11 protein-coding genes are annotated in these 19,486 nt (G+C 40.0%); all 11 read left to right on the forward strand.

Going from position 1 to position 19,486, the window contains the following annotated elements:
* Window positions 1-12 precede the first annotated feature (12 nt).
* On the forward strand, window positions 13-3,078 hold the full coding sequence (locus BACINT_RS00755) for an efflux RND transporter permease subunit (protein ID WP_007659791.1): 3,066 nt from the start codon (window positions 13-15) through the stop codon (window positions 3,076-3,078).
* Between the two features lie 4 nt (window positions 3,079-3,082).
* Entirely contained in the window at window positions 3,083-4,558 is a 1,476-nt protein-coding gene (locus tag BACINT_RS00760; RefSeq protein WP_007659792.1) for a TolC family protein, read from the forward strand.
* 35 nt (window positions 4,559-4,593) lie between these two features.
* The gene (locus tag BACINT_RS00765; RefSeq protein WP_044154537.1) at window positions 4,594-7,839 is read left to right on the forward strand and encodes an efflux RND transporter permease subunit; all 3,246 of its coding nucleotides are present in this window, start codon (window positions 4,594-4,596) and stop codon (window positions 7,837-7,839) included.
* 177 nt (window positions 7,840-8,016) lie between these two features.
* Window positions 8,017-9,393, forward strand: a complete 1,377-nt coding sequence (locus BACINT_RS00770; protein WP_232288731.1) for a tetratricopeptide repeat protein — start codon at window positions 8,017-8,019, stop codon at window positions 9,391-9,393.
* Window positions 9,394-9,677: 284 nt separating this feature from the next.
* Window positions 9,678-9,911: a hypothetical protein gene (locus BACINT_RS00775; protein ID WP_232288732.1), complete on the forward strand. Its 234-nt coding sequence runs from the start codon at window positions 9,678-9,680 to the stop codon at window positions 9,909-9,911.
* Between the two features lie 63 nt (window positions 9,912-9,974).
* Window positions 9,975-11,078 carry a 6-bladed beta-propeller gene (locus BACINT_RS00780; protein WP_007659798.1) on the forward strand — a complete coding sequence of 368 codons (1,104 nt, stop codon included), beginning with the start codon at window positions 9,975-9,977 and terminating at the stop codon, window positions 11,076-11,078.
* 1,801 nt (window positions 11,079-12,879) lie between these two features.
* Complete coding sequence (locus BACINT_RS00785) at window positions 12,880-13,113, forward strand: hypothetical protein (RefSeq protein WP_021968329.1); 234 nt, start codon at window positions 12,880-12,882, stop codon at window positions 13,111-13,113.
* A gap of 60 nt (window positions 13,114-13,173) precedes the next feature.
* Window positions 13,174-14,283 carry a 6-bladed beta-propeller gene (locus tag BACINT_RS00790; RefSeq protein ID WP_007659800.1) on the forward strand — a complete coding sequence of 370 codons (1,110 nt, stop codon included), beginning with the start codon at window positions 13,174-13,176 and terminating at the stop codon, window positions 14,281-14,283.
* A gap of 321 nt (window positions 14,284-14,604) precedes the next feature.
* Window positions 14,605-15,699, forward strand: a complete 1,095-nt coding sequence (locus BACINT_RS00795) for a 6-bladed beta-propeller (RefSeq protein ID WP_007659801.1) — start codon at window positions 14,605-14,607, stop codon at window positions 15,697-15,699.
* Window positions 15,700-15,720: 21 nt separating this feature from the next.
* Window positions 15,721-17,274: a vitamin K epoxide reductase family protein gene (locus BACINT_RS00800; protein ID WP_007659802.1), complete on the forward strand. Its 1,554-nt coding sequence runs from the start codon at window positions 15,721-15,723 to the stop codon at window positions 17,272-17,274.
* Entirely contained in the window at window positions 17,271-19,475 is a 2,205-nt protein-coding gene (locus BACINT_RS00805) for a peptidase domain-containing ABC transporter (RefSeq protein WP_007659803.1), read from the forward strand. The genes BACINT_RS00800 and BACINT_RS00805 overlap by 4 nt, the downstream gene beginning before the upstream one ends.
* Window positions 19,476-19,486: the final 11 nt, after the last annotated feature.

Here is a 19,486-nt window from a genome sequence, read left to right on the forward strand (position 1 = left end):
AATTAAAGGGGGATGGTTAAGTTTCTGGTACATCGGCCCATTGCCGTATTAATGGCGTTTACCGCGTGTTTTATTGTCGGTCTGGTGACGTATTTCACGTTGCCGGTATCTTTGTTGCCGGACATTGCCATTCCGGAGATTACAGTACAAATCTCGGCACAGAATACTTCAGCCCGTGAGTTGGAGAATACTGTGGTAAAACCGTTGCGGCAACAGTTGATTCAAGTGGCACGCCTGAAAGACATGGACAGCGAAGCGCGGGATGGGGCAGGGCTTATCCGCCTGAGTTTTGATTTTGGCACGAATACCGACCTGGCTTTTATAGAGGTGAACGAGAAGATCGATGCTGCCATGAACTACCTGCCTAAGGATACTGAACGCCCTAAAGTAGTGAAGGCAAGCGCTACTGATATTCCGGTATTTTACCTTAACCTCACTTTAAAGAATGACAGTGCTTACGGGCAAACCGACGAACGGGCATTTCTTGATTTATGTGAGTTTGCCGAAAATGTTATTAAACGCCGTATTGAGCAACTGACAGAAGTGGCAATGGTGGATGTCACCGGCTTGGTGGAACGGCAACTACAGATTGTACCGGATAAAAATAAACTTGCAGTTCTGGGACTCTCCATTCAGGATGTGGAAACAGCGCTTGCGCAGAATAATGTGGAACCGGGCAGCATGATCGTGCGCGACGGATATTACGAATACAATATCAAATTCTCTACTTTGCTGCGCACGGAAGATGATGTGAAAAATATCCTTATTAATAAAGAAGGCCGTATTATCCGCCTGGAGGAATTTTGTGAGATCGGCGTTGTTTCCGTCAAGGAGAAAGGGATCTCCATGAGCAATGGTAAGCGGGCAGTGACACTGGCCATCATCAAGCAGGCGGACGAGAATATGGATGACATGAAGGAGGCTATCGGCGGCACTATGGACTATTTTCAGAGTGTATATCCGGATATCGAGTTCAGTGTCAGTCGCAACCAGACGGAATTGCTGGATTATACCATCTCCAATTTGCAACAGAACCTTTCGCTGGGCTTCCTCTTTATCTGCATTGTAGCTGTCCTTTTTCTGGGGGATGTTAAATCACCGTTCATCATCGGATTGAGTATGGTGGTTTCCATTGTTATCTGTTTCCTCTTCTTTTATCTGTTCAAGATGTCCCTGAATATCATATCCCTTTCCGGACTGATTCTGGCATTGGGTATGATGATTGACAGTTCCATTATTGTAACTGAGAATATCTCGCAATACCGGGAGCGGGGGTATTCGCTGAGGCGTGCATGTATTGCGGGTACCAGTGAGGTGATTACGCCTATGCTCAGCTCCTCATTGACTACGATAGCGGTATTCGTGCCGTTGATTTTCATGAGTGGTATTGCCGGTGCTATCTTCTATGATCAGGCTTTTTCTGTAACAGTGGGGCTGATGGTATCTTATTTTACAGGTATCATGCTGTTGCCGGTGCTCTATATGCTGGTATACCGCACAGGGCTGCGTAAGTCATGGTTCTCGCGTATCCGTATCAATAATCCTATAAAGGATCATACGCTCGACCGTTTTTACGATGCAGGAGTCGATTTTATATTTGCCCATAAAACGGCAAGTGTGCTATTCTGTATCATTTCTATTCCCTTGTGCGTATTTATGTTCTATTTCATAGGTAAGGAACGTATGCCGGAAATAGATCAGAATGAGCTGATTGCCCGTGTGGAATGGAATGAGAATATCCATGTGGACGAAAACCGCCACAGGGTAAATGTTTTATTTGAGACATTGAGAGAAGGGACAGTGGAGCAAACCGCCGCTATCGGACAACAAGATTATCTTTTAAATCGGGAACAGGCTCTTTCCTCTTCGGAAGCCGAGCTTTACTTTAAGACAAAAGACCCCTCGGAAATAGCTTTTTTACAAGAAAAAGTCTATCACTTGCTCAAGTCAGAGTATCCATTGGCTGTTGTCTCTTTTTCGCCTCCTGAAACAGTGTTTGAGAAACTGTTTGTGACGGGAGAAGCAGATATTGTGGCTGAACTCTATTCCCGCAATAAGGAAAAAGTGCCGACTGCTGATGAATTGCGTGGTCTGGAGAATGAATTTATAACTCGCACGGGATATGCTCCTACAGGTATTGCTTTTGAAAATCAGTTGAATATCCGCATTAATAAGGAAAAACTATTACTGTATAATGTTTCGTATGATGAGCTGTATCGTGTGCTGAAGACTGCTTTCAAAGAGAACAGTGTGGCGACTCTTCACTCTTATCAGCAATATCTGCCGATCAGTATTGTAGGAGAGGAGCAGACTGTGAACACTATTTTGCAAGAGACACTGGTGCGGACACGGGCGGACAAGGACGGTGTTGAATATCTGCCTTTGCGTGAACTGGTATCGGTGGTGACGGCGGAAGACTTGAAAGCCATAACTGCAGGACGTAACGGAGAGTATGTTCCTTTCCGCTTCTACGAGGTGCAAAAAGCAGAACCACTGATGCGGCAAGTGAAAGAAGTTGCGGATGCTACCGGAGATTGGGATACAGCTTTCTCAGGAAGTTTCTTCTCCAATCGCAAGATGTTGGATGAACTGGTAGTCATTCTGTTTATTTCCATTCTGTTAATGTATTTTATTCTGGCGGCACAGTTCGAGAGTTTTGTGCAACCGCTTGTCGTACTGCTTGAAATACCGATAGACGTAGCATTTGCCCTGGTACTGCTGTGGATATGCGGACATACGCTGAATCTGATGTCTGCTATCGGCTTAATCGTAACGTGCGGTATCATTATCAATGACTCTATCTTGAAACTTGATGCGATCAATGAATTGCGTAAGACGGGGATACCACTTCTGGAAGCTATCCATGAGGCGGGAAGGCGCAGGTTGCGTCCCATCATTATGACTTCGCTGACTACCATCTTTGCTATGGTGCCGTTGTTATTCTCTTTCGATATGGGATCGGAATTGCAGAAACCGCTTTCTATTGCTATGATTGGGGCGATGTTTATCGGTACACTGGTCAGTCTGTTCATTATTCCTTTGATATATTGGTTTATTTACCGGAACAAAAAAGCTTGATACAATGAAGAAACTTAGTTTGATAATTCTATTCGGACTTTCTCTGATACTTCCTGCCATTGCGCAGCAGCAGATAACGCTGGATTTGCAACGAACCATTACCATGGCAAACGACAGTTCGCTGGAAGCTTTCCGTACCAAAAATATGTATCTGTCCGGCTATTGGGCGTACCGCACTTATAAGGCAAACCGTTTGCCGAGCTTGACTCTGAATATGACCCCTGCACAATACAACCGTGATATTACAAAACGTTATGACTCTGAGCAAGACTTGGATATTTACCGTAGTCAACAATCTTTCTATGCATACGGTAATCTAGCCATCAAACAAAATTTTGACTTGACCGGCGGTACGTTCTATCTGGATACGGAGTTGGGGTATATGCGCAGCTTTGGTTCTAATAGTTACACCCAGTATACCAGTGTCCCGATACGTGTAGGTTATTCACAAAGTCTGGTAGGCTATAATCCTTTCCGTTGGGAACGGAAAATAGAACCACTGAAATATGAAAAGGTAAAGAAAGAGTATATCTATAATGCCGAACAGGTGTCCGAACAAGCCACTACCTACTTCTTTGAACTGGCTATGGCGCAAGCTGAATATGATCTGGCAAAAGAAAATGTTGCTTCTTCCGATACGCTTTATCGCATCGGTATGCAACGCCTGAAGATAGCCTCTATCAGTCGTGCAGACCTTCTGACACTGAAGCTGGACGTTGTGAACGCCCGCAATACTTTGCAAAATGCAGAGAGTTCATTGAAGCGTGCCATGTTCTCATTGGCTTCTTTCCTTAATTTGGAAAAGAATACAGAAATACGGCTTGTCCTTCCCAGCCGTCCCGGAGAACTGACTATTCCGGTAGATGCTGCTTTGGATGCTGCGCGTACAAACAATCCCAATTTCCTGGGTTTGCGTCAGGATGTATTGGAGGCTGAACAGAATGTGGACAAGACTAGAAAAGAGTCCCGCTTCAATGCCAGTATCAATGCCAGTGTCGGTTTCAATCAGGTGGCAGAGAAGTTTGGCGAAGCCTACAATCGACCCATGCAACAGGAGATGGTTTCTGTCAGCGTTTCTATCCCTTTAGTGGACTGGGGAGTGCGTAAAGGCAAATACAATATGGCTCGCAATAACCTGAATGTGATAAAGACCTCTTCCCGCCAGAGCGAGATCAGTATTGAAGAAGAAGTCATTATGACCGTGAGCGATTTCAATGTCCAGCAAGATCTGGTGGCAAGTGCCGAGGAAGCCCTCGATCTCTCTATCCTGGCATATAATGAAACCCGCCAGCGTTTCATCATCGGCAAAGCCGACATCAGCAGCCTTACCCTGTCATTGAACCGTCAGCAAGAGGCCCAGCGCAACTATATATCGGCTCTGAAGAACTATTGGCTGAACTACTACAAAATCCGCAAACTGACCTTGCATGATTTTGCCAGTGGCTTCTCCCTTTCCGATAAATTCGACTATTCCCATTAAGTAATTAATAATTAGTAATTAATAATTAAAAAAGAATGTCTCGTCTCTCCCCTTTCACCCTCATCGTCACCTTTGTCTGTCTGGCACTGGTAGGTTTGGCTCTGGTTCCGATGCTTCCGGTCAAGCTGAACCCGTCGCGTACATTGCCGGGCTTCACGGTGCGCTTCAGTATGCCGGGCACTTCGTCGCGGGTGGTGGAAATGGAGGCGACGAGCAAACTGGAATCCATGTTGGCCCGTATCAAAGGGGTAAAGGCCATGTATTCTACTTCCGGTAACGGTTATGGCTCGATAACGGTAGATTTGGATAAACATGCGGATGTGGATGCAGTACGTTTTGAAGCTTCCACAATCATTCGACAGACGTGGTCGCAATTACCTTCCGGAGTGAGCTATCCGTATATCGATATGAAAGTACCCGATGAGAATGCATCCCGCCCGTTTCTTTCGTTTACATTGAATGCACCGTCCACACCTATACTGATACAACAATATGCAGAAGAGCATATCAAGCCCCGATTGGCTCAACTTCAAGGCATTTATAAGATTGATTTAAGTGGCGCTACTCCGATGGAGTGGCGGTTGGAGTATGACAGTGAACAACTACGGACCTTGGGTGTCAGTATCTCAGATATCCGTCAGGCCATCCAGTTACACTATAATAAGGAGTTTTTGGGTACGCACAACATGGATACGCCCGAAGGCAAACAATGGATACGCTTGGTGTTGGTGCCGGATGGAGTCAGTGGGCGGTTCGATCCTTCGGATATCACTGTGACGGCTTCCGACGGAAAAATCATCCACTTGGATGAACTCGTGAAGGTAGCTCATGTGGAAGAAGATCCTCAAAGTTATTATCGTATCAATGGTTTGAATTCCATTTATATGTCGATCACAGCGGTGGAAACTGCCAATCAGTTGCAACTAAGCAATGAAGTAATGGCGGAAATGGAAGATATACGCCTGACATTGCCTCCCGGCTATGAGGTGCATACCAGTTATGATGCTACGGAATATATTCGTGAAGAACTTAATAAAATTTATTTCCGTACCGGATTGACAGTACTTATTTTGCTGGTGTTTGTCTGGATTATCACATTGAACCTGAAATATCTGCTTCTCATAGTCACCAGTTTGGCAATAAACATTGCCGTTGCAGTTATTTTCTACTATATGTTTGGTCTGGAGATGCAATTGTATTCATTGGCAGGGATTACTGTGTCCTTGAATCTTGTGATAGACAGTACTATCGTTATGACCGACCATATCTTGCACCGGCGTAATCTGAAAGCATTCATGTCTGTGCTGGCGGCTACTTTGACCACGATGGGGGCTTTAGTCATCATTTTCTTTCTGGACGAGAAGATCCGGCTGAATTTGCAGGATTTTGCTGCTGTGGTGATTATTAATTTGGCAGTTTCTCTCTTTGTTGCTCTTTTCTTTGTACCGGCTATGATTGAAAAGATTAGCTTGGTGAAGAAATCTTCAAAGAAGACCTTGCGGCACAAAAACAGGCGAATGTTATTTCGTCCTTATCAGTGGTTGCAGAATGCGAAGCAATGGATGCACCGGCATATACGTATTCGCAGGTTGACTGTTTATTTTACCCATTTCTATCAGGCGCTTATTCGTTTTCTTCTCCGTTGGCGGGTGGCGGTGTGCATTGTGCTGTTGCTGGGGTTCGGATTGCCGGTCTTCCTTCTTCCTGAGAAGTTGGAAGGAGAAGGTAAATGGGAAGAAAGGTATAATAAGACATTGGGATCTTCTACCTATAAGGAAAAAGTGAAACCTATAGTGGATAAGGCTTTAGGCGGAAGCTTACGGCTGTTCGTCCAGAAGGTATACGAAGGAAGCTATTTTAGTCGTAATGAGGAAGTTGTGCTTTATGCCAATGCCAATCTGCCAAATGGAAGTACGCTGGAGCAGATGAATACATTGGTGAAGCGCGTAGAGACTTATCTTAGTGGTTTCAAGGAGATCAAGCAGTTCCATACTTCTGTGTATAATGCACGTAGAGGGAATATTCAGATTTACTTTAAGAAAGAATACCAGCATAGCGGTTTCCCGTATACACTGAAAGCAAATCTGATAGGTAAAGTTTCCGAATTGGGTGGCGGTAGCTGGGATGTATATGGCCTGCAAGATCAGGGATTCAGCAATGACGTTCGTGAAAGCGCAGGTTCTTATCGTATCAAGATGTACGGTTATAATTACGATGAACTTTATGCATGGGCCGAGAAACTGAAAGAAGTATTGCTTTCGCACCGCCGCATAAAAGAGGTATTTATTAAGTCGGAATTCTCTTGGTGGAAAGATGATTATCAGGAATTCTATTTCAACCTGAATAAGGAACGCATGGCTCAGGAAGGTATTGATGCACAACACCTGTTTGCAGCTATTCAGCCGATATTCGGTAAGAACATGCAGGTGGGTTCGGTCATGACGGAAAGTGGCACGGAGAGTGTGAAACTTTCTTCACGTCAGTCACGTGATTATGATGTGTGGGCTATGCAGTTCTTCCCGTATGGTGCGGATGATGGAAAGCATTATAAGCTTTCCGAATTGGCTACGGTGGAAAAGGGGCAGATGCCGCAGCAGATAGCCAAAGAGAACCAGCAATACCGTCTTTGTCTGCAATATGAATATATCGGTTCGTACGAACAAGGTAATAAGATACAGAAGCGGGACTTGGAAGAGTTTAATAAGCTGCTTCCAATGGGATATACAGCCGAGTCGGATAGCCAGTCGTGGGCATGGAACAAGAAAGATAATAAGCAATATCTGTTGCTGTTGGTTGTGATTGCTATTATTTTCTTTACGACGAGTGTGCTGTTCAATTCGTTAAAACAACCTTTGGCTATCATTTTCGTCATTCCGGTATCTTATATCGGTGTATTCCTCACATTCTACTGGTTTCGCCTGAATTTCGACCAGGGAGGTTTTGCATCCTTTGTATTGCTTTGTGGTATTACCGTGAATGCCAGTATTTATATTTTGAATGAGTATAACAGTATTCGCCGCCGCTTTCCGCGCCTTTCCATGCTTCGTGCTTATACAAAGGCATGGAATGCTAAAATAGTGCCTATTTTCCTCACGGTAGTTTCCACGATTCTGGGTTTCATCCCTTTCATGGTGGGGACGGAGAAAGAGGCTTTCTGGTTCCCATTGGCGTCGGGTACTATTGGTGGGTTAATCATGTCTATTATCGGTATTTTCTTCTTTTTACCGGTGTTCTGTCTACCGAGAAAGAAAATACTCAAATCAAAACTGCATAAAGCTTAGAGGAAATTCATCTACAGAAATACTAAGGCATACTGGCAGAAATGTAAGTTTGAAATGGATGATGTTTATGAAAATCAGTATATTTGTAGCATCATACATGAATAATAACCTATGCATATTATATTGAAACTGCTATTGCTACGGGAACGGCTGTTTTGTTTGTTATTTCTTTTCGGGATGACTGTACTTGCAGCATCTTGTCAGCTCCCTGAAAGGGAAGTTTCTGTTCGTCGCACTACGACTTTAAGAGCTGCCGACACAGTACAAAGCCCATCGTTGAAGGGGCTTATCTATTGCTATTATGGTCGTCAAGATCTAAATAGGGGGCACTCTGAGGATGCATTGCATTATTTCTCGCAAGCAGCCGGGTTGTTCAAACAGAAGTTTTTGACAGGGTCTTATGCCAATGCTTTGCGAAATATGGGGCGTGCCCATCTTCTATCTTCCCGTCCGGATAGTGCTTTATATTGTTACTTGCAGGCACAAGAGGCTGCAGCTGACTTCGATCCCATCTTATTTATGGATATTTCTACCGAATTATCTGTTATATGTCAAAATGTGGAAGATTGGGAAGAGGCTAAACGGCAAATGCTTCAATATCGTAGGAGATCGGCAACAGACGAACTTCCGATGCGACGGTCTTCTATGATAGGGATGTTTCTGATAAAGGAGGATTTTATGAATGGAAGGAAGCGGAGTCTGAGTGCATTACAAAGTGAAAAGTTTAAGATAGAAGATTGTCGCCGGTTCGCTTCAGAATATCAGGAGCTTTATATGGATTGGTGTCGGATGAATGAAGAACTGCAGGAATTGGATCGTGATATAAAGGAGAAATATAATAATGAAGTCTTGAAGAATGAAAACCAGAGGATTAGGAATGAGTTGCTGAGCCGTAAGGTATGGTTGCTGTCTATCGGTTTCGGAGCAATGTTTTTGGTTGTAATTGGCTTTGTGTCTTTCCATTTATATAAACGGAATGTTCGGAGGCGTATCGAAAGTTTGCTTGCCCGTCTGAAAGAGAATGAGAAACAATTGGATGAAGGAAGGGTGGAATCGGAAGAAGAACGAGAGCAATTATTACAGGAGAATAAAGAGTTGTCCCAACAGATAGAAAGGTTGTCTGTCCGGCAAAAGGATAAGGATGAACTGAACTCTTGTTTGCAGAAACTGAATATATCCTATACAAAACAATTGAAGGAATATCAGGAAATTCATTCGTTATTGCCTGTTGAGCGTACACTTGCACTGAGTCGGTTATGTCAGTTGCGTTGCCAGCCAGTATGTGGGTTGGTGAAATCGGATGAGGAATGGGGGGAGATATTTGGAGTAATTGATACTCTTTATGGTGATATATCGGCAAAACTGGATGATTATGAACTTGGCATGCAGGAACGGAGAATCTGTTATCTTATCCGTGCCGGGTTTACTAATGCCATGATTGCTACTGTTACTAATGTGACTGTCGATGCTATTGCGAAGTCGAAGCAACGTATGAAGAGCAAGTTTTTGTTGCCTGGGGGTGATACTTTTGATGATTTTATACGGAATTTGTAGAGAATAAGGAGAATATTTTGTCCGGTTGATGCTCTTCTTTTCGCTTTAATTCTTGGACTAATGTATTGACTTTTAGTATTATAATCTATTTGTTTTTTGTCCGGTATCTTTTCTTGTTTAAGTGTTGTATCCTGCCTAACTTTGCTACATTCCAAGTCGGGATGTTAGCTGCATTTCAACTTTGATGCTGATACCGTAAGGCTTTGATCATAATGGAGTAGCTGCCTGTTATGATGGATAGGGCGGAGTCTTTTCTCTATTGTTTTACTTAAAATTGAATGCTTATGAAAAAGATTTTGAATGTCTCGGAAATGAAGCAGGTGCGTGGAGGGGCAGTTCCTTCAAGTTATTGTCGTGAAGGTGAAAAACTGTACACTTGTGTAACCATTTGGCAAGGAGGAGCTAGCACTAGCGGTTCTGTTTGTGCGACAAGTAGAGCAATGGCTAAAACAAGCCTTAATTTAGCCTATCATGCTCAATTTGTAAAAGAAGATGTACGGGTTATTCGCTGTCTGTAATTTTAACTAATCACATGGGAGAATAAAGATATATTCTTCCATGTGGTTTATATCCAATAAAGTATGGCAAAGATATGTGTTATATTCCTCTTTTTGTATTCATGTCATAGTTATCCAAGTACTGATCTGATTGTTTGGAATTATGATGATTTTATAAAGAAAGATGTGAAGATGTCTGATATAGCCGATGAAATGACAATCATTCAACCTGACTCTATCGATTTTAAGGGAGCTAGAATTGTACATGCTTCATCTTTTTTCCTGGCTGGAACGGAACAAGGAATCTTGAGGTATGATAAAGAAGGACATTTTATGAACAAGATAGGGGCTATAGGGCAGGGACCGGGTGAATATAGTAGATTTTATCAAATGGCAATAAATGAAACGGAACGGATTATTTATGTTTATCGTATGGATATCTCTGCGTTGTTATCTTTTTCTTATGAAGGGACTTTTTTGAATAAACATTCTCTTCAACTTCCTAAAGAATGGGCATGGAAGTTCTATTATTTGAAAGATAGGCTCTATTTTTATTATAATGTGGATGTTGACAACGAATCACTGCCCTATATGTATGCAATAACAGATACAATAGGGAATTTATTATATTCTAAATTAGATGAAAGTTTAGATTTTGCTCCGGGTAATTATCCTAGCTTTCCATCTGATCATATAGGACTGTTTGGTGACACCATGCTAGTCTGGAATCAATATAGTGATACTATCTATCGAGTTTCAGAAAAGGGAGAAGAAGCTTTTGCGGTATGGGGTGAGTGGGATAAACGATTGACTCCTGCCAAGGTAGAAAAGGAAGAATGTAATCAATCTATGATAATATCTACCATCTTTGAAACTGTTAATTATTATTTATGTATATGGCGTCCCTATGATATAAAGAAGAATAGATGGAATTATTGTTTTTATGATAAAGCATCCGGGAAGTTGTTTAATTCGGAAGGAATCACCGATGACTTATGGGGGCTTCCTTCTATTTTTCCTTATAATTATTATGTGATGGATGGTCGTGAATATTTGGAATGTGGCTATCCTACTTATAAACTGTTGGATGCTTGGCTAACTTCTGATGATCCTAAGATACGAAAGCAAGCTGAGAATATAGATGAAGAAGGTAATAACGTGTTGATAAGGATTCGGTTGAAGAAATAATAATATTGATTTCTAATGTGACTGCCGATGCTATTGCGAAGTCGAAGCAATGTATGAAGGGCAAATTGTTGTTGTCTGTTGGCGATTCTTTTGATGACTTTATACGGAAATTGTAAAAAAAGGGAAGAAAAAATGTCCGGCTTAGACTCTTCTTTTTTGCTTTGGTTTTTGAAGTAATGTGTTGATTCTTAATGTTATAGCTTGTTTCTCTTTTGCCCGGTTTACAAGGTTTCTTCGTTCGTATAAGTGCGAAGAAACTTCTTGTTTATAACTAAGTGATATGAAAACAATGAAAATATCTGTAAAATATAGTAGAATAGGGATACCTTTTCTTTTTCTTGTACTCTTTGTTTTTTCTGATAGTTTATATGCATCCTCAGAAATGGGAACTTTTCCCTAACTGGAGAAAAATATTTTCCCAGTTAGAGAAATGTTTTTCTCCAGTTAGGGAAAAAACAAGGTCTCACCAATGATTTATGGGATCTTCCTTTTTCCCCTATAATTATTTTGTAGGGTGCTCAGTTCCGTGTTCTAAAATCAGCTCACATTTTTGAATGTAAAACCGCTTGCATGGGGAATCATTCTCCACCAGCGACACATAATTCTTATACTTTGCCTGCGTAAGCAGCAAAGCATACCATCTCATTATCATTTTGACACTTTGTATTTCCAATTGCCTGAGAATGCATTATTTCCGGGCAACTGACCATGAAGGCGAAAAGAAAGAAACGAAATTCAGCAAGTTGCAGATAATTAATGATGTATCGAAATGTTTACACTTCTTTTAGAGTAAAATACCACCCCAAAAACACAGATATAAGAGAATTTGCCGACGCAAATAAGTGCATTATTCATAAGTAGTAACTCTTTTGACCGTAAGTAGTAATGATATTACCTATAAGTAGTAACCTTATGCCCCGTAAGTAGTAACCCTTTTCTGCATAAGAAGCCCGAAAAGATGTAAGAATATGCAGAAATAACGAATTTATATTCCTTATTTATTCACTATATATCCTATAATGCAAGATTGGCAGATGGGAATAATCACATAAAACAAAGGAATAGCATTAATTTGATTAAGATATCAATGAATAAAAATCAATTTGTTATTTAGCGGAATAGGTAGGGCGTTCAGTTTGATATTCCGGTTTTTGCTTCAAAAAAACAATCGTGTATTCCTCAAAGCACTGATAACCATATAATATATGGGGCATGTTAACATAGAACTGGACACCTTAATTATTTTGTAATAGATAGGCGTGAATATTTAGAAACTCTTTATCAACCTTATGAGTTATTGGATGCCTGGTTGTCTTCTGATGATCCTGGGATACAAAAGTTGGCTGATTGTATTGATGAAGAAGGTAATAACGTATTGATAAGGATTCGGTTGAAGAAATAATAATATTGATTTCTAATGTGACTGTTGATGCTGTTGCGAAGTCGAAGCAACAGATGAAGGGTAAGTTTTTGCTGCCTGGCGGTGATACTTTTGATGATTTTATACGGAATTTGTAAAAAAGGGAAGAAAGGATTGTCCGGTTGAGAGTCTTCTTTTTGCTTTAATTCTTGGGGTAATGTATTGATTTTTAGTATTATAGTTCATTCGTTTTTTGTCCGGTATCTTTTCTTGTTTAAGTGTAGTATCCTGCCTAACTTTGCTACATTCCAAGTCGGGATGTTAGCTGCATTTCAACTTTGATGCTGATACCGTATAGTATTAATCGTAATGGAGTAGCTGGCTGTTATGATGGATAGGACGGAGTCTTTTCTCTATTGTTTTACTTAAAATTGAATGCTTATGAAAAAGATTTTGAATGTCTCGGAAATGAAGCAGGTGCGTGGAGGGGCAGTTCCTTCAAGTTATTGTCGTGAAGGTGAAAAACTGTACACTTGTTCTACTTCTTGGATGAGTGGAACGGTAACTCAGGGTTCAGTATGTGCAACAAGTGCAAGTGCCGCCCAAACTGCGGTTTCTAAAGTTCACATGAATCAAGATGTTATTAGAGATGAAGTGGCTGTTGTTTGTTACTAATTAAAATTGATATTTGAGAGAATAGATATTCTATTCTCTCAAATATTTGTATTTTTTCCTATGAAAGATATATTTGTATTTCTTGTTCTGTTTGCTTTGTGTTCTTGTCATAACTATACGAAGTCTAAAACTGTGGTTTGGAATTATGATGATTTCATTAGTGCGAATGTGCGAATGTCTGATATCGCCGATGAAATGACGATCATTCAGCCGGATTCTATTGACTATAAGGGAGCCGAAATAGTACATGCTTCATCCTTTTTCTTGGCTGGAACGGAACAAGGAATATTGAGGTATGATAAAGAAGGGCATTTTATGAACAGGATAGGGGCTATAGGGCAAGGACCGGGTGAATACAGAAGATTTTATAATATGGCGATAAATGAAACAGACAGGATTATTTATGTTTACTGTATGGACACCTCTGCGTTATTGTCTTTTTCTTATGAAGGAACCTTTCTTAATAAACATTCTCTTCAACTTCCTAAAGAATGGGCATGGAAGTTTTACTATCTGGAAGATAAATTCTATTTTTATTATCTTGTAAACGCTGATAGCGAATCAGCACCTTATATGTATGCAATAACAGATACAATAGGGAATTTATTATATTCCAAACAGGATGAAGGTTTACATTTTGCTCCAGGGAACTATCCAAGTTTTCCGTCTCATCATATGGGATTGTTTGGTGATACCATGTTGGTATGGAATCAATATAGTGATACTATTTACCGTATCTCAGAAAAAGGAGAAGAAGCTTTTGCTGTATGGGGTAAATGGAGTAAGCGGTTGACTCCTGCTAAGGTAGAAAAGGAAGAATACTATCAGTCTATGATGATATATACTATCATAGAAACAACTAATTATTATTTGTGTATATGGCGTCCCTATGACATAATGAAGGGGCGATGGAATTATTGTTTTTATGATAAAGCATCCGGGAAGTTGTTTAATTCGGAAGGAATTACTGATGATTTATGGGGGCTTCCTTTCTTTTTTCCCTATAATTATTTTGTAATAGATGGGCGTGAATATTTAGAAGCTCATTATCAACCTTATGAATTATTGGATGCTTGGCTGACTTCTGATGATCCTAAGATACGAAAGCAAGCTGAGAGTATAGATGAAGAAGGTAATAACGTATTGATAAGGATTCGGTTGAAGAAATAATAATATTGATTTCTAATGTGACTGTTGATGCTGTTGCGAAGTCGAAGCAACAGATGAAGGGTAAGTTTTTGCTGCCTGGCGGTGATACTTTTGATGATTTTATACGGAATTTGTAAAAAAAGGAAGGAGAAATTGTCCGGTTGATGCCCTTCTTTTTGCCTTTGTATTGTATGTAATCTTTTGATTTGTAGTGTTATATCTGATGTCTTTTTTGTCCGGTATGTTTTCTTGTTTAACTGATATATCCTGCCTAACTTTGTTGCATTCCAAGTTGAATGTTGGATGCATTTCAACTTTGATGCTATGAATAAATGATATATTATGAAGATAGTTTTCATATTGTTAGAAGTTTTTCTGTTCTTTAGCTGTAATCATCGGCAGAGTACGGAACTTCTGAAAATAAAGCCGATAGATGAATTGCTAACTGAGATACCTGTATCAGAGTTTGCGGATAGTGTTTCTTTGATACAACTTGATAATAGATTTCTATTGGCAAGCTATGGGAATCCCTGTTTTACTGATAGTTTTTTTCTGGTTACAGTAGCAGATGGTGTCTTGAAGTATTCATATACAGGAGAGTTGCTTATGAAGATAGGAGAAATAGGGCAGGGACCAATGGAATATAATAGAAATAATCTGATGACTATTGACATTCGTAATAAGCGAATTCGTGTATATAGTATACCGGAAAAAGTGATGATTGAATATTCTTATGATGGGGATTTTTTGAATCGTGTTCATTTTGATCTGCCGGATGACACCTTTGGCTATCCAACTACGATGCGTGTTCTTGCCAATAAGTGTTATTTCTTCTATACATCAATGTCCGGTTTATCCGATCCTTATTATTGGGTGATTACAGATACTTGTGGACAAAGTTTGGAGATAAAACAGAAACATGGACAACCCGTTTTAAAGAGAGGATATGCTTGTGGTACTTACTGTACATCTTCTTCTGATAATTCTTTGCTATATTATAATTTATTCAATGATACTATTTTTCGTTTTACAGAACAGGGGGGTATGCCTGCCTTTTTATGGGAGCAAGGGAAGCATCGTATATCTGTATCAACTGAAGATATAAGTAATGATATGATGGTTTTTACGATGTTTGCTGAGACGAAAAGATTCTTATTTTTTAAGTGGATTGATGCTGGTTTTAAGTCTTTCTCTTCTTTTGGTTTCTACGATAAAAAAATGCAAATATCTATGGGAACAAAGAAACTTAGGGATGATTTAAATACTCAAATCACTATTCCTCTAAACTGGGTATTTTCATACTCTCAAAAAGATAAAAAAGATTATATGATAGGAAAGATTGAACCATATGAATTACCGGAAGAAATTCTGCAAAGAGAGAATATTGATCCGGAAGGTAATTTAGTCATGATAATGATTCGATTGAAAGATGAATGAAAATCTATAATTATTGAATACATGAAAACACTATTATCAACCTATTTGCATGAGTTACATATTCCTTTTACCAGAAGCTATGCCGATAAGCTTTTTGCAGAACATCCGTATCGTTATAACTTGTATGGTTTGTCAGATATGCTATCTGTATATAAGATAGAGAATGCCGGAATACAGGTGGAGGATAAGGATTTAAGAGAATTAGCTTCTCCTTTTGTGGCGCATGTCAGTAATGATTTTGTGGTAGTAAGGCAAATGTCTGATCAGGCTGTCGATTATGTTTGGCGTGAGAAAGAGATATCTGTGCCTGTAGATGAATTTAAAAAGCTATGGTCGGGTATCGCACTTGTTGCTGAACCGGGAGAATCTTCAAGAGAACCGGAATATGAGAAGCACCGGGAGACTGCACTTGTTAATTCTGTTCAGAAAATAGGAATAATTATGATTTTGGTTGTTTTATTGGTCTTGGGGAGTTGGGAGCATCATTTATTCTCTTCTGTAACAGGTGGTTTCTTATTGTTTATTAATCTGGCAGGTGTTGGTGTGAGTTTTCTGTTGTTATTGAAACAAGGCAAAGTACAGAGTGAGTATACAGATAAGATTTGTTCACTGTTTAAACAAGGTGATTGTAACAGTGTGTTAGAATCTGATGCAGCAAAATTAGGAGGGATGTTTAGTTGGAGTGAAATAGGGCTCGGCTATTTTATTTCGAGTCTTACTTTGGTGGTATTTTACCCTCAATGGATGCCCTATTTAATGCTTGTCAACTTATTATCTTTGCCTTATACAGGTTGGAGTGTCTGGTATCAGTATAAGGTTGCTAAACAATGGTGTCCGTTGTGCTTGTCTGTGTTGCTGCTTTTGTGGATGACGGCTGTTGTGAATGTATTCGGGCAATGGAGATTACCGACTTTTGAGATGCAAGATATGTTGTCTGTGGCAATACTTTATTTACTACCTTTCTTGGCTTTACATCTGTTATCAGAACGTTGGTTCCGTTCGGAACAGTTGGAGAATGTGAAGTATGAATTGAATAATCTGAAAGCGTCAGAAAGTGTTTTTCTTTCTCAATTGGAGTTACAACCTCATTATAAAGTAAATCTGGCTACTTCTCAAATCGTTTGGGGATGCCCGCAAGCAAAGTTGCGTATTACGGTCTTGACTAATCCTCATTGTAATCCATGTGCGCAGATGCATAAGCGTATTGGTGCATTGTTGAGGGAAATGGGAGATAAGGTTTGTGTTCAGTATATCTTTTCTTCCTTTAATAAGGAACTCGAAAAGAGTGCCCGATTTCTTCTTGCCGTTTATCAACAAGAGAATTATGAGAGAGCTGAAGCAATTTATAATGATTGGTTTGCTGGAAAGAAATATCTGGGAGAGACTTATATGCTAACGTTTGATTATGACTTAGAGTCTATGGAGGTTAATCGTGAGTTGAATAAACATAAAGAGTGGCAACTTGAAAACAGATTGACAGCAACTCCTACTGTTTTGATAAATGGTTATCAATTACCGGATAGTTATAAAATTGAAGATATGAGACATTTTGGAGATTTAAATATCAATCAATGAAACACTCGTTTCCATATTATCATCAGGCGGATGCAATGGATTGTGGCCCTACCTGTTTGCGGATGATTGCTAAATACTATGGTAAAAGCTATTCATTACAGACATTGCGTGCACGTTCATTTATATCCCGTGAGGGAGTATCATTATTGGGGATTAGTGATGCGGGAGAGGCTGTCGGTTTTCGGACGGCGGGAGTTTATGTATCATTTGAGCAATTTATTACGGATGTACCGTTACCTTGCATCTTACATTGGAACCAAAATCATTTTGTAGTTTGCTATGGCATTAAAAAAAGAAAAGGGGAATATTGGTTTCAGATTGCTGACCCCGGAAAACAGATAGTGACTTATAATGAACAGGAATTTAAGAAGTGCTGGCTGTCGACAAGAACAGAGGGAGAAGATGTCGGTACAGCATTGGTATTGGAACCCGGACCGGACTTTTATCATCGTGAGGATGAACCGGAAATTAGAGAAAGAGGATTATTTTTCTTTCTGAGATATCTCACTCCTTATAAAAAACAATTGATACAGTTGATACTGGGGATGCTAACAGTCAGCTTGTTGCAATTGATCCTCCCTTTTCTGACGCAATCATTGGTGGACGTAGGTATCCGTGATAGTAATTTGAATTTTATCATTCTGGTACTGATAGCACAAATCATAATATCTGTATCGCAACTTTCGGTAGAGTTTATTCGCAGTTGGATACTATTACATGTTAACACACGTATTACTATCTCTTTAATATCTGATTTTCTGGCTAAGTTAATGAAATTGCCATTGCACTTCTTTGACTCAAAAATGGTAGGTGACATTATGCAACGTATCGGTGATCATGAGCGTATTAAAACGTTCCTGACAGGGTCATCTATTACCACACTCTTTTCCTTTGTCAATTTCTTTATTTTTGGCTTTGTTCTTGCTTATTATAATCTCACAGTGTTAGGTATCTTCTTATTGGGTAACACTTTGTATGTGTGTTGGATACTCGTTTTTATGAAGTATCGGCGGGAATTGGATATACGCCGTTTTGCACAAGCGGCAGGCGAACAAAGCAACCTGATACAAATTGTAACTGCTATGCAGGAAATCAAACTAAACAACTGTGAGACTCAGAAACGCTGGCAGTGGGAACGTATACAGGTGAAACTGTTCAAAATTAGTATAAAAGGTTTGGCACTGGGACAGATTCAGCAAGTGGGTTCCATATTCTTTAATCAAACTACCAATATTGTGATTTCCTTTATTGCGGCAAAAGCCGTAATAGATGGACAAATGACGTTGGGTATGATGATGTCTCTGACCTATATTATCGGTCAGTTGAGTTCTCCGGTATCTTCTTTTATTGGTTTTGCACAGCAATTTCAGGATGCCAAAATTAGTTTGGAGCGTCTGAACGAGATACATGGACGGAAAGACGAAGAACAGGATATTTCGTCAAAACTTACAGTGTTGCCGGAAAAAGGGGATATACGGATAGAGAATGTTTCATTCAGTTATGACGGTGCAAACAGGGATTATGTATTGGATGATGTTTCTTTACACATTCCTCAGCATAAAGTGACCGCAATTGTAGGGGCGAGCGGTAGTGGTAAAACTACTTTGATAAAATTGATGCTTGGTTTTTATACTCCCAATAAAGGAGCGATCAAGATACAGGATACTCCGTTAGAGAACATTAATCCACATTTATGGCGTGCCCGAACCGGATCTGTGATGCAGGATGGTTTTATATTCTCCGAGACAATTGCACAGAATATTGCGGTAGGTGAGGAGCAAATTGATATTGAACGTTTGAGACATGCGGTGACCATTGCCAATATCCGTTTTATAGATTCCTTACCGTTGGGATACAATACTAAAATCGGTATGGAAGGAAATGGCATCAGCCAAGGGCAGAGACAGCGTATTTTGATAGCCCGTGCGGTGTATAAGAATCCGGATTACTTGTTTTTTGATGAAGCCACCAATGCACTGGATGCGAATAATGAGCGCGAGATAATGGAGCATTTGCATGAATTTTATAAAGGGAAAACAGTTGTAGTAGTGGCTCATCGGCTGAGTACGGTGAGGGATGCAGATAATATTATAGTACTGGATAAAGGTAAAATAGCCGAAGAGGGAACCCACAAGGAATTGGTAGAACGGAAGGGGTTATATTACCGGTTGGTAAAGAATCAATTGGAGTTGGGTAATTAGAAATTGGTAAT

Source organism: Bacteroides intestinalis DSM 17393, from assembly GCF_000172175.1.
Lineage (GTDB): Bacteria > Bacteroidota > Bacteroidia > Bacteroidales > Bacteroidaceae > Bacteroides > Bacteroides intestinalis.